13 protein-coding genes and 4 tRNA genes are annotated in these 14,876 nt (G+C 60.2%); 15 read left to right on the top strand and 2 right to left on the bottom strand.

Annotated features, from left to right (window positions below; translation table 11 throughout):
- The 10 genes from purF to ACIP8I_RS12440 all read left to right on the top strand — a co-directional run.
- Nucleotides 1-1,446: amidophosphoribosyltransferase (gene purF / locus ACIP8I_RS12485; RefSeq protein ID WP_400761408.1), on the top strand; the 1,446-nt coding region annotated here is incomplete at its 5' end.
- Between the two features lie 73 nt (nt 1,447-1,519).
- Complete coding sequence (locus ACIP8I_RS12480) at nt 1,520-2,731, top strand: O-succinylhomoserine sulfhydrylase (protein WP_400761406.1); 1,212 nt, start codon at nt 1,520-1,522, stop codon at nt 2,729-2,731.
- Complete coding sequence (locus tag ACIP8I_RS12475; RefSeq protein WP_400761403.1) at nt 2,728-3,504, top strand: SDR family oxidoreductase; 777 nt, start codon at nt 2,728-2,730, stop codon at nt 3,502-3,504. Before ACIP8I_RS12480 ends, ACIP8I_RS12475 begins: the two co-directional genes overlap by 4 nt.
- Nucleotides 3,505-3,721: 217 nt before the next feature.
- Nucleotides 3,722-3,797, top strand: a tRNA-Val gene (locus ACIP8I_RS12470).
- 56 nt (nt 3,798-3,853) lie between these two features.
- Nucleotides 3,854-3,930 (top strand) — tRNA-Asp (locus ACIP8I_RS12465).
- Between the two features lie 94 nt (nt 3,931-4,024).
- Nucleotides 4,025-4,101 (top strand) — tRNA-Asp (locus tag ACIP8I_RS12460).
- 504 nt (nt 4,102-4,605) lie between these two features.
- The gene (locus ACIP8I_RS12455) at nt 4,606-7,437 is read left to right on the top strand and encodes a xanthine dehydrogenase family protein molybdopterin-binding subunit (protein ID WP_400761401.1); all 2,832 of its coding nucleotides are present in this window, start codon (nt 4,606-4,608) and stop codon (nt 7,435-7,437) included.
- Entirely contained in the window at nt 7,430-7,969 is a 540-nt protein-coding gene (locus ACIP8I_RS12450) for a (2Fe-2S)-binding protein (protein ID WP_007961206.1), read from the top strand. The genes ACIP8I_RS12455 and ACIP8I_RS12450 overlap by 8 nt, the downstream gene beginning before the upstream one ends.
- Nucleotides 7,970-7,971: 2 nt before the next feature.
- On the top strand, nt 7,972-9,207 hold the full coding sequence (locus tag ACIP8I_RS12445) for a c-type cytochrome (protein WP_400761399.1): 1,236 nt from the start codon (nt 7,972-7,974) through the stop codon (nt 9,205-9,207).
- A 1-nt stretch (nt 9,208) separates the two neighbouring features.
- Nucleotides 9,209-10,180 (top strand): XdhC family protein, encoded by a 972-nt coding sequence (locus tag ACIP8I_RS12440; RefSeq protein ID WP_400761397.1) that lies wholly within the window; start codon nt 9,209-9,211, stop codon nt 10,178-10,180.
- Between the two features lie 147 nt (nt 10,181-10,327).
- On the opposite strand, the gene ACIP8I_RS12435 is transcribed toward ACIP8I_RS12440, so the two are convergent.
- Nucleotides 10,328-11,611, bottom strand: a complete 1,284-nt coding sequence (locus ACIP8I_RS12435; RefSeq protein WP_400761395.1) for an NAD(P)/FAD-dependent oxidoreductase — start codon at nt 11,609-11,611, stop codon at nt 10,328-10,330.
- A 184-nt stretch (nt 11,612-11,795) separates the two neighbouring features.
- Here ACIP8I_RS12435 and ACIP8I_RS12430 point away from each other — a divergent pair.
- The 3 genes from ACIP8I_RS12430 to ACIP8I_RS12420 all read left to right on the top strand — a co-directional run bounded on the left by ACIP8I_RS12430 (nt 11,796) and on the right by ACIP8I_RS12420 (nt 12,832).
- A tRNA-Val gene (locus tag ACIP8I_RS12430) sits at nt 11,796-11,872 on the top strand.
- A gap of 204 nt (nt 11,873-12,076) precedes the next feature.
- Entirely contained in the window at nt 12,077-12,340 is a 264-nt protein-coding gene (locus ACIP8I_RS12425; protein ID WP_400761393.1) for a hypothetical protein, read from the top strand.
- A 36-nt stretch (nt 12,341-12,376) separates the two neighbouring features.
- Complete coding sequence (locus ACIP8I_RS12420; RefSeq protein WP_400761390.1) at nt 12,377-12,832, top strand: DUF2214 family protein; 456 nt, start codon at nt 12,377-12,379, stop codon at nt 12,830-12,832.
- Nucleotides 12,833-13,058: 226 nt separating this feature from the next.
- On the opposite strand, the gene csrA is transcribed toward ACIP8I_RS12420, so the two are convergent.
- Nucleotides 13,059-13,253, bottom strand: a complete 195-nt coding sequence (gene csrA / locus ACIP8I_RS12415; RefSeq protein ID WP_003179932.1) for a carbon storage regulator CsrA — start codon at nt 13,251-13,253, stop codon at nt 13,059-13,061.
- Nucleotides 13,254-13,503: 250 nt separating this feature from the next.
- Here csrA and ACIP8I_RS12410 point away from each other — a divergent pair, with 250 nt between their 5' ends.
- Nucleotides 13,504-13,872: an SPOR domain-containing protein gene (locus ACIP8I_RS12410; protein WP_400761388.1), complete on the top strand. Its 369-nt coding sequence runs from the start codon at nt 13,504-13,506 to the stop codon at nt 13,870-13,872.
- Nucleotides 13,873-13,958: 86 nt separating this feature from the next.
- A complete protein-coding gene (locus ACIP8I_RS12405; RefSeq protein WP_400761385.1) occupies nt 13,959-14,870 on the top strand; it encodes a siderophore-interacting protein in 912 nt (303 codons plus the stop codon).
- Nucleotides 14,871-14,876: the final 6 nt, after the last annotated feature.

Here is a 14,876-nt window from a genome sequence, read left to right as displayed (position 1 = left end):
CTAACCGTGCACCAGCACCGCGGCCAGGACGCTGCCGGTATCGTGACCAGCCATGATGGCCGGTTGTTCCTGCGCAAGGACAATGGCCTGGTGCGTGACGTGTTTCAGCAGCGTCACATGCAGCGCCTGGTCGGCCACATGGGGATCGGCCACGTCCGTTACCCGACCGCCGGCAGCTCGACCTCGGCCGAAGCACAGCCGTTCTACGTCAACTCGCCTTACGGCATCACCCTGGCGCACAACGGCAACCTGACCAACGTCGAACAGTTGGCCAAGGAGATCTACGAATCCGACCTGCGTCACGTCAACACCAGTTCCGACTCGGAAGTGCTGCTCAACGTGTTCGCCCATGAGCTGGCCCAGCGCGGCAAGCTGCAACCGACCGAAGAAGACGTGTTTGCCGCCGTAACCGACGTGCACAACCGTTGCGTCGGCGGTTATGCGGTGGTGGCGATGATCACCGGTTACGGCATCGTCGGTTTCCGTGACCCGCACGGCATCCGTCCGATCGTGTTCGGCCAGCGTCACACCGACGAAGGCGTCGAGTACATGATCGCTTCCGAAAGCGTCTCGCTGGACGTGCTCGGTTTCACCCTGATCCGCGATCTGGCCCCTGGCGAAGCGGTCTACATCACCGAAGACGGCAAGCTGCACACCCGTCAGTGCGCAACCAACCCGTCGCTGACCCCGTGCATTTTCGAACACGTCTACCTGGCGCGTCCGGATTCGATCATCGACGGCGTGTCGGTGTACAAGGCGCGTCTGCGCATGGGCGAGAAACTCGCCGAGAAGATCCTGCGCGAGCGTCCGGAACACGACATCGACGTGGTCATCCCGATCCCGGACACCAGCCGCACCGCCGCGCTGGAGCTGGCGAACCACCTGGGTGTGAAATTCCGCGAAGGCTTCGTCAAGAACCGCTACATCGGCCGGACCTTCATCATGCCGGGTCAGGCGGCGCGCAAGAAGTCGGTTCGCCAGAAGCTCAACGCCATCGAACTGGAATTCCGCGGCAAGAACGTGATGCTGGTCGACGACTCGATCGTGCGCGGCACCACCTGCAAGCAGATCATCCAGATGGCCCGTGAGGCCGGCGCGAAAAACGTCTACTTCTGCTCGGCGGCCCCGGCCGTACGCTTTCCGAACGTTTACGGCATCGACATGCCGAGCGCTCACGAACTGATCGCGCACAATCGTTCGACTCAGGACGTGGCGGATCTGATCGGCGCAGACTGGCTGATCTATCAGGACCTGCCTGACTTGATCGAAGCGGTCGGTGGCGGCAAGATCAAGATCGAAAACTTCGATTGCGCGGTGTTCGACGGCAAGTACGTCACCGGCGACGTCGACGAGGCCTACCTGGACAAGATCGAGCAGGCACGCAACGATGCCTCCAAGGTCAAGACCCAGGCGGTCAGTGCGATCATCGATCTGTACAACAACTGAGTTTCTACCGGCCCTGAGGGGCCGGTTTTGTATCTGACTTTTAATTTTCAAGAACAGGGCAAGGAGTGACAGCATGAGTCAGGAATGGGATGCCGGTCGGCTGGACAGCGACCTCGAAGGCGTAGCGTTCGACACCCTGGCCGTACGTGCCGGTCAGCACCGTACGCCGGAAGGCGAGCACGGTGATCCGATGTTCTTCACTTCCAGCTACGTGTTCCGCACCGCCGCCGACGCGGCTGCGCGGTTTGCCGGGGAAGTGCCGGGCAACGTGTACTCGCGCTACACCAACCCGACCGTGCGTGCGTTCGAAGAGCGCATCGCTGCGCTGGAGGGTGCCGAGCAAGCGGTCGCCACCGCCACGGGCATGGCCGCGATCATGGCGGTGGTGATGAGCCTGTGCAGCGCCGGCGATCACGTGCTGGTGTCGCGCAGCGTGTTCGGTTCGACCATCAGCCTGTTCGAGAAGTACTTCAAGCGTTTCGGCGTGCAAGTCGACTACGTGCCGCTGGCCGATCTGTCGGGTTGGGATGCGGCAATCAAGCCGAACACCAGGCTGCTGTTCGTCGAGTCGCCGTCCAACCCGCTGGCCGAGCTGGTCGACATCACCGCGCTGGCGGAAATCGCTCACGCCAAAGGCGCGATGCTGGTGGTCGACAACTGCTTCTGCACGCCTGCCTTGCAACAACCGCTGAAACTCGGTGCGGACATTGTTGTGCACTCGGCAACCAAGTTCATCGACGGCCAGGGCCGCTGCATGGGCGGTGTGGTGGCCGGTCGCAGCGAACAGATGAAAGAAGTTGTCGGCTTCCTGCGCACCGCCGGGCCAACTTTGAGCCCGTTCAACGCGTGGATCTTCCTCAAAGGCCTAGAAACCCTGAATCTGCGGATGAAGGCGCACTGCGCCAACGCCCAGCAACTGGCCGAATGGCTGGAGCAGCAGGACGGTATCGAGAAAGTCCATTACGCCGGTCTCAAGAGTCATCCGCAGCACGAGCTGGCTCAGCGTCAGCAGAAGGGCTTCGGTGCGGTGGTGAGTTTCGAGGTCAGGGGCGGCAAAGAGGGCGCGTGGCGCTTTATCGATGCCACTCGCTTGATTTCGATTACCGCCAATCTCGGTGACAGCAAAACCACCATCACCCATCCAAGCACGACCTCCCATGGTCGTCTGGCGCCGCAGGAGCGTGAAGCGGCAGGGATTCGTGACAGCCTGATTCGTATCGCGGTCGGTCTGGAGGACGTGGCGGATCTGCAGGCCGATCTGTCGCGCGGTCTGGCGGCGTTGTGATCGAGTTGTCTACGCCGACCGCAGGCACTCATGGCCGCGTGGCGCTGGTCACCGGTGCTGCGCGCGGTATCGGTCTGGGCATTGCTGCCTGGCTGATCAGCGAAGGCTGGCAAGTGGTGCTGACTGATCTCGATCGTGTGCGCGGTTCGAAAGTGGCGAAGGTGCTGGGCGAGAATGCCTGGTTCATCGCCATGGACGTTGCGGATGAGGGCCAGGTCGCGCTGGGTGTCGCCGAGGTATTGGGGCAGTTCGGTCGCCTCGATGCGCTGGTGTGCAACGCGGCGGTGGCCGATCCACACAACATCACCCTGGAAAGTCTCGATCTGGCGTACTGGAATCGGGTGCTGGCGGTGAACCTCAGCGGGCCGATGCTGCTGGCCAAGCACTGTGCGCCGTATCTGCGCGCGCACAACGGTTCGATCGTCAATCTGGCCTCGACCCGTGCTCGGCAATCGGAGGCCGATTCCGAGGCGTATGCGGCGAGCAAGGGCGGGTTGTTGGCGCTCACGCATGCGCTGGCGATCAGTCTGGGGCCGGAGATCCGCGTTAATGCGGTCAGCCCTGGCTGGATCGATGCCCGTGATCCGTCCGCGCGCCGTGCCGAGCCATTGGCGGATGCCGATCATGCGCAGCATCCGGCGGGCAGGGTAGGAACGGTCGAGGATGTGGCGGCGATGGTGGCGTGGCTGTTGTCGCGCAATGCCGGGTTTGTGACCGGGCAGGAATTCGTCGTGGATGGTGGCATGACCAAGAAGATGATTTACACCGAGTAGATCGCGTTCTTCTCCTGAATTTGCGTCGAATGGGCTGCCGTCTTCGCGAGCAAGCTCGCTCCCACATTTGGAATGCAATCCCCCTGTGGGAGCGAGCTTGCTCGCGAATGCAGTCTTGCAGGATGGAAACAATTTCGTCTTTTTCAGAAAAACTTCAATCCTGCTATTGACTTAGGTTCGCTACCTGCGTAAATTTCGCGGCCTCGGAGATGCAAACGGGTGATTAGCTCAGCTGGGAGAGCGTCTGCCTTACAAGCAGAATGTCGGCGGTTCGATCCCGTCATCACCCACCACTCCCCGAGAGACTTGCGAAAGCAAGAGCGTAGGCTGAAAGTGCCTGCACCGACGCGCAGCGGTAGTTCAGTCGGTTAGAATACCGGCCTGTCACGCCGGGGGTCGCGGGTTCGAGTCCCGTCCGCTGCGCCATATTTTACGAGTCAGGCAATGTCTGGTTCGCGATTGAAAAGCACCGAAGCTTTCAATCAAAACGAGTTATTTGAGCGCAAGCTCAAAGCGATACGCAGCGGTAGTTCAGTCGGTTAGAATACCGGCCTGTCACGCCGGGGGTCGCGGGTTCGAGTCCCGTCCGCTGCGCCATATCTGTTTCAAGGACCACTGAACGCCTTGAAACACCGAAAGCAACCGCTGGTTGGTTCGGAATCGATAGCAAAGACCCTGGTCGAAAGACCGGGGTTTTTTGTGTCTGAAATTTGACCCTCTCTCCCTTCATTACCCAGCCCTGCACAAATCCCTGTAGGAGCTGCGGCACGCTGCGATCTTTTGATTTTGATCGTAGAAGCAGGAGCAAAAGATCGCAGCCTCGTTTCACTCGACAGCTCCTACATGGAGTAGGCAACCGCATTCGAATAGGTATGGCGGATTGACCTCGTGCGGTGCCACGTCGCATTGATTTTTTGATTCTTTAGTCAAATTTTTGTAACTGGTTGTTTGCTGCGAGCCCAGAAACCTTTAAAGTTAACCTTTCGGTCAGCTTTGCACTGTCAACACGCCCTTTGTTTCGCCAAGAAGGGCTTCTGCAAGACTCGAGATTCCCAGTAGATAACCAGAAGGGCGGACACATAACCGCCCAGAGGATGATCCATGTCCAACCGTGATATATCCCGGCGCTCGTTCCTCCAGGGCGGGCTGGTGGCGGGTGTGAGCGTTACGCTCACGCCGCTCAGCAGTCAGGCGCTGGCTGCCTTGATGGAAAACAGCGTAACCGTGCCGTCCGAGAAGTGGCTCGGCAACAACGGCAAGGCACGCCAGCGTAACGATGCCCTGTCCAAAGTCTGCGGCAGCAAAGTCTTTGCCCGCGACATTCGCTCCAAGGACATGCCGGGCTGGCCTGAACAGCAAGGCCACGCCATGCTGCTGAAAACCATCAAGGCTGACCGTATCTACGAAGGCTACGACCTGTCGTGGCTCGGTGCCGACTTGCAGCCTGACCGCATCGTCACCGCAGCTGACCTGGACAAGGACGGTATCGTCTTCCCCGAAGAGCACGCGCCGGACCCCTTGCTGCCGGAAGGCAAAGTGCCGATGTTCATCGGCCACCCGGTGGCGATCCTGATCTGGAACGATTTCGAGCGTTTCCGTCAGGCCAAGAACAGACTCAAATTCAACGACAAGGCGATTCGTTACGGTGCACAAGTGCCGTACTACGAAGGCGACCCCTATGGCAGCTTCCGCTACGTGCGCGTGGGTGGCCCGACCTCGGCCGACGAAGATGAATTCGCCAGCCTGAAAGACTCGATCCTGTTCCCGATGCTGAAAAACCGGCGTCCGGTGTGGAATTCCCAGCCGAACCTGCACGGCAACCTGACCGAGCGCGGTCTGTTCTATGCCGATCGCATGAAGCAGCAGATCGACACGCCGCCGGAGAACTGGCTGGTGTTCGATGAGCGCTACAAGACCCCGTCGATCGAGCCGGCCGCCATGGAGCCGGACAACGGCAACGGCTGGTACGACCCGAAAACCAAGACCCTGCACTTCGTGGTCGCCACCCAGTGCCCGCTGGAAGCGGCGACCGAGACCGCGAAAATGATCGCGCCGTCGCGCTTCGGCCTGGACAACCTGAACATGCACCCGGGTTACACCGTGGGCTACGGTTCCAAAGACCACAACATCTTCGTCTACTACGCGGCCCTCGCTGCGCTGTATGGCGCCGGTGTGCCGATCCGTCTGGCCAACGACCGCTACGAGCAGTTCCAGAGCGGCATCAAGCGCCACCCGTTCGATATCCGCTATCAGCTCGCAGTGGACAAGAACGACTACAGCTTCAAAATTTTCCGTGCCGATATGAGCGTCGACGGTGGTGGCCGTATCAACTACAGCCCGTCGGTAGCGGCAGTCGGTGCTACGGCAGCGCAGTCGATCTATTACATGCCGCAGAACGATCTGCAGGTCACCGCTTATCACTCGCGTGGTGTTGAAGCGGGTTCGATGCGCGGTTACGGCACCCTGCAAAGCATGGCCTCGACCGAGATGATGGTCGACGAAATCGCCAATCGCCTTGGTGTTGATGCCATCGACTTGCGGCGCAAGAACGCCTTGCGTTCAGGCATGAAAAACACCCAGGGCGCGATCCCGGCGGGTGCCTTGCGTCTGCACGAGATTCTCGACAAGGCCTCGGTGCACGAAGTCTGGAAAAACCGCGACGCGATCAAGAAACAGCGCGAAGCCGCCGACCCGGACAACTGGTACGGCGTGGGTTTTGCCATTTGCCAGAAAGACTTCGGCACCGGTTCCGAAGCGCCGATGGCCAGCATCGAATTCACCGCTGAAGGGCGCATCACCCTGCGCCACATCGGTATCGAAATTGGCACCGGCATGTCCACTTCGCAAGCGCTTGTCGTTGCCGATTTCCTCGGCAGCCCGGCGCATGACGTGAAGACTGGCGAAACCGAATGGAAGGAAATGCAGCTGATCACCAGCGGCAACCCTTACATCATGAGCCAGGCCGAGCAGGACAACCTGCTGCGCAACCCGCGTTGGGTCGGCAAGCTGGCCTCGGCGTCGTCCGCGACCAACTCGGCCTACTACTTCAGTCACGCCACTCGTGAAGCGGCGCGCGTGCTGTTCAACAACGGTTTGTGGCCGGCGGCCATGGAAATCTGGCGTCAGGGCCCTTACGGCGGTCAAGCCAACCCTTACGTGGTGCGTCGTGAAGATGCGCATTGGGTCGACGGCAAGCTCACTGCCAACGGCATGCAGCCGCTGACTTTCGAAGAGTTGGCCAAGCGTGCTCACGAGCGTGGTCTGGTCACCGGCGCCACCGTTCACGCGTTCAACCGCTGGAGCTGGGCCGAGGCCGAGTACAGCATCGACGGCGTGCGCGAGCGTCTGCCGCTCGACGGTCTGGCGGTGAAGTACGGCGATGGCGCGCCGAAGGCGAAGAAAGCGCTTATGACCACCGCAGGTTTCCACCTGCTGGATCGCCAGAACATCAACTACCCGGTTGTTCAGTTGAACAACGCCGCGGTGACTTACTACAGCCCGGTCGCGACGCTGGTGGAGCTGAAGGTCAACAAAGGCTCGGCGGAAGTCGAAGTGCTCAACCACCATTCGTGGGTCGAGTGCGGTCGGGTGCTGGTCGAAGAACTGGTCAAGGGCCAGCTCGAAGGCGGGATCGCCATGGGTATCGGTCACGCGCTGATGGAAGAGATGCCGCTGTACGAAGGCGGGCCGGGGGAGGGTGACTGGAACTTCAACCGTTATCGCCTGCCGATGGCCCGTCACGTGGCGGTGTGGAAGCAGACCGCGGAGATTCTGCCGCCGCTGTCGCCAAGCGATCCTTCCAAAGGCATCGCCGAAGTGGTGATGATCCCGGTGGTCGGTGCCATCGGTAACGCCGTGGCGCATGCCATCGGTAAACGTGTTCGCGATCTGCCAATCACTGCTGCGCGCATCAAGGAGGCCCTCAATGGCTAACCGTCCGCTTCAACTGACCCTCAATGGTCAATCCGTCGGCCCGGTGGACATCCCTGATGACCTGCCGATGATCGACTATCTGCACGAATACAAGAATCTCACCGGTTCGCGCCTGGGCTGCGGCCAGGGCATCTGCCACGCCTGCGTGGTGATCGTCGACAACCCGGACGGCACCAGTGAAGAAGTGCGCACCTGCATCACCGGCGCGCATTACTTCGAGGGCAAGAAAGTGCGCACCATCGAAGCCCACGCCAAGCGCGATGAGAGTGGCCAGGTCACTGAGCTGAACCCGATCCAGCAGCGCTTCGTCGACGAATTCGCCTTCCAGTGCAGCTACTGCGCACCGGGCTTCGTCAACGCCGCGACGGTGCTGGTGGAGAAGCTGCAGCGCCAGCCGATCGCCAAAAGCAAACTGGAGCAGGTCATCGAGGACAGCCTCGGCCATCACGTCTGCCGTTGCACCGGGTACGTGCGTTACTACAACGCCACCCGCAACGTGCTGACCGATCTCGGCCTGGTCAAGGAGGGTTGAGCATGAAGCATCTACTGACCCGCCTGACCCTGGCGGTCGGGCTGGCTGCGCCGGTGTTGTTTGCCCACGCTGATGATCAGGTCAAGCGCGGCGAATATCTCGCCCGCGCCGCCGACTGCATGGCGTGCCACACCGCGCCGGGCGGCGCGCCGTTTGCCGGCGGGCTGCCGATCGTCTCGCCATTCGGCACGATCTACGGCACCAACATCACCCCGAGCAAAGAGCACGGCATCGGCTTGTACAGCGATGACGAATTCTTCGCTGCACTGACCGAAGGCAAGCGTCGCGACGGCGCCAATCTGTATCCGGCGATGCCGTACACCTCGTATCACCTGGTGCCGCGGGAAGACTCGGATGCGATTCACGCGTACCTGAAAACCATCGAGCCGATCGAGCGCGCAGCGCCGGTCACCAGCCTGAGCTTTCCGTTCAACGTGCGTCCGGGCCTGATCGGCTGGAACATGCTGTACGGCAAGGCCTTGAAGCTGGAGTCTGGCGAAGGCAAAAGCGAAGCCTGGAAGCGCGGCCAGTACATGGTCGAAGTGCTCGGTCACTGCGGCGAATGCCACACGCCACGCGGCCTGCCGGGCGCGATGCAATTGGACAAGCGCCTGACCGGCGGCATCCTCAACGGTTATCTGGCACCGAGCCTGCTCGCCACCGATCTGGCGGCGCGCGGCTGGAATCAGCAGGATCTGAGCACGTTCCTCAAGCACGGCATGAGCGCCCAGGGCACGATGTTCAACGAGATGTTCCCGGTGTTCCACAACAGCACTCAGGGCCTGAACGATCAGGATCTGGCGGCGATGGCGACGTTCCTGCTTGGCGACAAGCCGCCAGCGGCAAAAGAGCTGACTGAAGTGTCGCTGGACAAGCTCAGCCCGAGCGCCCAGCGCGGCCGTCAGGAATATTTGAACGTCTGCGCCGGTTGCCATGCCGCCGGTGGTGAAGGCAAGCCGCACATCGCCGTGGCCATGCGCGGCAATACCACGCTGCGCCTGGAAGATCCGCGCAACCTGGTGCGGGTGATCGAGGACGGTATCGGTGAGCAGAAATTCGCTGGATTCGAACACATGCAACCGATGCCGGGTTTCGCCGACAAGCTCAAACCTGAGCAACTGACTGATCTGCTGAACTACCTGCGTCAAGGCTGGGGCGGTCAATCGGCTGAACTGGCGGTGAGCGACGTGCAGAAACTGCAGGCTGACGCTCCGGCCGTCGAGCACAAGGCGCACTGACATGCAGCATCTCGATCTACAGGTTGTGCGGCGGGCACTGGAGTGGTCGGTAGCGGGGCAGCGCATTTGGCTCTGCACCGTGCTGACCACTTACGGCTCGGCGCCGCGTGCACCGGGTTCGCTGCTGGCGGTGAACGATAGAGGCCAGTGGATCGGCTCGCTGTCCGGTGGCTGTGTTGAGGAAGACTTTCTCGAGCGCGTCGCTGAAGGTGCGTTTCTCGATGCGGTCAACGTCGTGCGTTACGGCGAAGGTGATGATCCGCGCTCGCGGGTCAGCCTGCCCTGTGGCGGCATTCTCGACGTACTGGTAGAGAAATTTGACGCCGACTGCGAGGTGCAGGCGCATCTGCGTGAACTCGAATCGGCATTGCTCGGCCAGCGCCGTTTGATTCGCGAGGTCGATCTGGCCAGCGGTGCGCGCAGTCTGTTCACTGATCGTGAGCAGGGTGCGCGCATCGAGCGCGAGATCGATCGGGTGCGGATTCGCGTCGGTGCCGCTCAGCGTCTGTTGCTAGCGGGATACTCCAGCGTGGCGCAGGCCTGTGCCGAGTTCGCGGTGGGTCTCGGTTTCGAAGTGATTCTTTGCGATCCGCGCGACGAAGTGCTCGAAGGCGTGGTGCTGAATGGCGTGGAGATTCGTCGGCAACTGCCTTCGGTGTTCATCGCCGATGGCGGTTGTCATCGCGATACCGCGGTGGTCGCGTTGACTCACGATCCGCGTATTGACGATCTGGCGATGATGGAAGCGGTGCACACCGAGGCGTTTTACATTGGCGTCATGGGTTCGCAGCAGACCTCGCAGAAACGCTTCGAGCGCCTGCGCAGGATCGGCGGGCTGGGAGAGGTTGAACTGGCGCGGATTCATGCGCCGATCGGCCTGAACCTGGGCAGCAAGACGCCGGCGGAAATCGCCTTGGCGGTGCTGGCGGATATCTTGCGGATTCGAAGCGGGATTAGCCGAGAACAGCTCTGATCTGAATTTTGCAAATATTTGTGGCGAGGGAGCTTGCTCCTGCTGGACTGCGCAGCAGGCCTTCTTTTTCGATAAAAGAGGGTCCGCTGCGCGACCCGGCCGGAGCAAGCTCCCTCGCCACAGTTGTTTGTCAGTCAAGAAAACTGATCAGAAGCCCAGCTTGTCACGCAACCCGTAATACCACGCACCCAATGCCGCAAACGGCGTACGCAATATCTGCCCGCCCGGGAACGGGTAATGCGGCAGATCGGCAAACGCATCAAAACGCTCAGCCTGACCGCGCAATGCTTCAGCCAGCACCTTGCCGGCCAGATGCGTGTAGGTCACGCCGTGGCCACTGCAGCCCTGCGAGTAATAGATGTTGTCGCCCAGACGCCCAACCTGCGGCAGGCGCGACAGGGTCAGCAGGAAGTTACCCGTCCACGCGTAGTCGATCTTCACGTCTTTCAATTGCGGGAACGCCTTGAGCATTTTCGGGCGGATGATCGCTTCGATGTTCGCCGGATCTCGCGCCCCGTAAACCACACCACCACCGAAGATCAGGCGCTTGTCGCCGGTCAGTCGGTAGTAGTCGAGCAGGTAGTTGCAGTCTTCGACGCAGTAATCCTGCGGCAACAGAGTTTTCGCCAGCTCATCGCCCAGCGGTTCGGTGGTGATCACCTGGGTGCCGCACGGCATCGATTTGGCCGCCAGTTCCGGCACCAGATTACCGAGGTAGGCGTTGCCAGCGACAATGATGAATCTGGCTCTGACCTTGCCTTGCGGTGTGTGCACCACTGGGTTGGCACCGCGCTCGATGCGCACGGCTGGTGATTGCTCATAGATCGTGCCGCCGAGGGACTCGACTGCAGCGGCTTCGCCGAGCGCCAGGTTCAGCGGATGGATGTGGCCGCCGCTCATGTCGAGCATACCGCCGACGTACTGATCGCAGGCGACCACTTCGCGAATGCGGCGCTGGTCGAGCAGTTCCAGTTGCGTATGGCCGAAGCGCTCCCACAGGCGCTTCTGCGATTCCAGGTGCCCCATCTGCTTGGCGGAGAGGGCGGCGAACACGCCGCCGTCCTTCAGATCGCACTGGATGTTGTACTTGGCCACGCGCTCGCGAATGATCCGGCCGCCTTCGAAGGCCATCTGCCCGAGCAGTTGCGCCTGCTTGGGGCCGACGGTGCGCTCAATGACGTCGATGTCGCGACTGTAGCTGTTGACGATCTGCCCGCCATTACGCCCCGACGCACCGAAGCCGACCTTGGCTGCTTCCAGCACCGTCACCCGAAAACCGTTCTCCAGCAGAAACAACGCCGAGGACAGCCCGGTGTACCCGGCGCCGATCACACAGACATCCGTCTCCACATCATCCTGCAAGGCCGGACGTGGCGGTACGGCGTTGGCCGACGCAGTGTAATAAGACTCTGGGTAAGGGGTGTTCGCCATCCTGCAGCCTCTGTTTAATATATTTTACGAGTGCGCCGATGCTACCCGAGTTGAAAAACCTCCGCCAGCCACCGGAAAAATCTTCTTCACCGGGCAGAAATTAAATATTTTGCATATTCATAGGGTTAGGTGAAAAAAAGGTGTTGACACCCCTCCGGAATTCCGTAGAATGCCGCCTCACAGCAGGCACGTAGCTCAGTTGGTTAGAGCACCACCTTGACATGGTGGGGGTCGTTGGTTCGAGTCCAATCGCGCCTACCAAACAAAATCCGCTCTGCTGGGCGGTCTAGAAGGGCTCACCGAAAGGTGGGCCCTTTTTTGTTGTCTGCGATTTGCCGGAGCCGTGGTTCAGGCGCTTGCCTCGGTATCTTCAGATCGTTCGTTACCTTGGGTGCTTAGCGTGTTTCGAAATAACACGATCTGCTGATATGGCTTTCTGTTTATTTTTGGATCCGTCGAAAAAGTGTGGATATTGAACGGGTTACCGGCATTTTTAACCGACCGGTTATCAAAAAAATGTTGTTGCTGATCGTGAACTTCAGTAACATCTGCCCCGCGTTCACCACCACGGTTTATGCATTTTTAAATCCCAAGCTTCCATCAGCTGCTTGGGATTTTTTTTGCCTGCGATTTGGCGGATTCTCCGCTCTGTCTCCTTGCTTCCTGCGCGAAGCTTTCCAGTCCCACAGTTGTGTGCGGGCGAAACCGGTTTTTTTCGACTACTACTGACTGGCGTTTTCCAGGGCTTTCTCAAGGAGTTCGTCAATGCTGGTTCATTGGTTGCTTGCCGCTATTCATCTCTTGGCTTTTGCCTTGGGCTTCTGGGCTGTGTTGACCCGCGGCACGGCGTTCAGTCGTCTGGCCGCTGGCGTCGGTGAGGCGAAGCGAGTGCTGCTTGCGGATAATCTGTGGGGGATTGCCGCGCTGACTCTGCTGGTCACTGGCGGTATGCGTGCTTTTGGCGGATTTGAAAAGGGTACTGACTACTATCTGCATCAGCCGCTGTTCCATTTGAAGATGACGTTGTTCGTGCTGATTCTGCTGGCAGAGCTGGCGCCGATGATCACACTGGTCAAATGGCGGATAGCGTTAGCGCGGGGCAAGGCGTTCGATATCGGGCGTGCAAAGCTGTATGCACGGATCAGTCACGTCGAGGCGCTGCTGTTGGTATTGATGGTAATTGCAGCCACCGGCATGGCGCGCGGCGTGACGTTCGGCTAGCAGGGAGCAATTCTCTGTGTTCTCTCGGAAATGTCTGACAGCCAGGCTTGGCAGTCGCAGGTAGTATCGCGCTGCAGGAGAGGGGGGGCGGGAGCGAATGAAGCGGAGAGGGGGATGTGTCAGGCGCCGTGCCCAGCGGACTGGGGAGCGGATGGCAGTACGGCGCGTGAATCTTTAGCCAGTCTTGCGCGAAGGCAAACGGACTGGCTACTGACGGCGGGGTGGCTCAGGGCGTTTGTGGCTTGTCCGGGGCGGTCAGGCCGGCCTGAATGCGCTGATAGATCTCTTCACGGTGCACGGCGACGTTTTTCGGGGCGTTGATGCCGATACGGACTTGCTGACCGCTTACGCCGAGGATGGTGATCGTAATGTCATCACCAATATTTATGCTTTCACCGACTTTGCGGGTGAGTATCAGCATGGTCTTCTCCTTGATTGCTTTGTAGGGCACCTGATTCAGACAGTGCAGAGGTCGGTGGTACGTATAGATTAGTGCGAAGTCTCACGGTTTGGGTGCCTCTTTCTGACGCGCAGATGCGGCATTAATTCCCAGGGCGTAACTATACAGAGGCTGCAATCATCAATCTCGTTGTTTTGTGCCCATTTTGCGGGCCTCGCCAAGTATTTATGAATGTTAAGATCGCCGCTTTGTGATTTTCGAGGAAAGCGTTGTGCGCAAACTGGTCTGGATGGTCGCGGCACTGGCATTGGCGGGATGTGGTGAAGGCAAAAGTGTAGACGTGCAGAAGCCGAAGACGGCAGTCGCGGCCGCACCTGCGGTAGCGTCCGCCCCGCAGTGGGACCTCGAAGTACGGGGTGAAACACCTCAGGCTGTCAGTGACCTGAGTGGCTGGTTGATCGAACATGCGTTCGTGCCGACCGTGATCAAGGACAGCAGCGGCAAGACGCGGATCCTGATTGGCCCGTTCAACTCCCAGGCCGAGGCGCAAGCGCGCAAGGTAGAGGTGGATGCGGCATTGGTGAAGGCCAAGAAGCAGAACGTCGAGTCGGTGATCGTCGAGCATCCGCTCGCGCCGTAAGCAGCACTTTCAGCGGAGCGACCTAAAGGATATCGCCGGTGACTCGTCTTATACGAGTCAATCACGATTTCTCGAAGGAGCTCCGCATGGCCTCCGCCGCTCCCTACAAACTCTTCAATGCGGTTCTGCACCGCAAGACGCTGTTGAGTCCGCACATGATGCGGATCACGCTCGCCGACCCTTCGATAGGTGGCATGGCCACCTGGGCGCCGGATCAGCGGGTCAAACTGTTCTTTCCTGCTGAAGATGGATCGCCTGCAAGTCTTGCGCAGGAGGAGGGCTGGTACGCGCGTTTTCGTTCGATGCTGGCGAGCCGGCGGCCAGCAATGCGCACCTACACCATTCGTCATTTGCGCGCTGATCAGGGCGAGGTCGACATCGATTTTGTCCTGCATGGCGAGACCGGTCCCGCGTCGCGCTGGGCGCTGCGTGCTCAGCCGGGAGCGTCGATGCAGATTCTCGCTCCCGACAGTAATTTTTCCGCGCAGGACGCCGGAGGGTTCGAATGGAAACCGCCGCAGCTGCTCAAGGAGGTTTTGCTGGTGGCGGATGCCACGGCATTACCGGCCGCCATGGGCATTCTTGAGGAGTTGGCGGCCATGGCTGAACCGCCTCAGACTCGGGCGTACTTTGAAGTGGACAGCGCCCCAGACATGCTCTCGGTGCCGGATTGGCCGGGGCTGTCGGTGCAGTGGCTGGTTCGCGATCAGGCGCCAGAAGTAGTGGCTGGAGCGCTGATGGTAGAGGCGGTGCAACAGGCGTTCCTGCCGGCAGAGGATTCCTCGGTCGGGCAAGCTGCCGAACTCGCCGAGGTCGATATCGACAAAGACATCCTCTGGGAGATCGCCAATACGGCCCCTGAAGGATTTTATGCCTGGATTGCCGGAGAAAGCGCGGCAGTCATGCGTCTGCGCAAATACCTGATCAAGGAGTGCGGTATCCCCCGCGAGTCACTCAATCTGATGGGCTATTGGCGCTACAACAAGGCTGGCAGCTAAAAATAA

The organism is Pseudomonas sp. NPDC088414 (genome assembly GCF_044753325.1).
Taxonomy (GTDB): Bacteria; Pseudomonadota; Gammaproteobacteria; order Pseudomonadales; family Pseudomonadaceae; genus Aquipseudomonas.
Note: the sequence above shows the minus strand (reverse complement) of the source record. Positions and strands in the feature narration are given on the sequence as shown.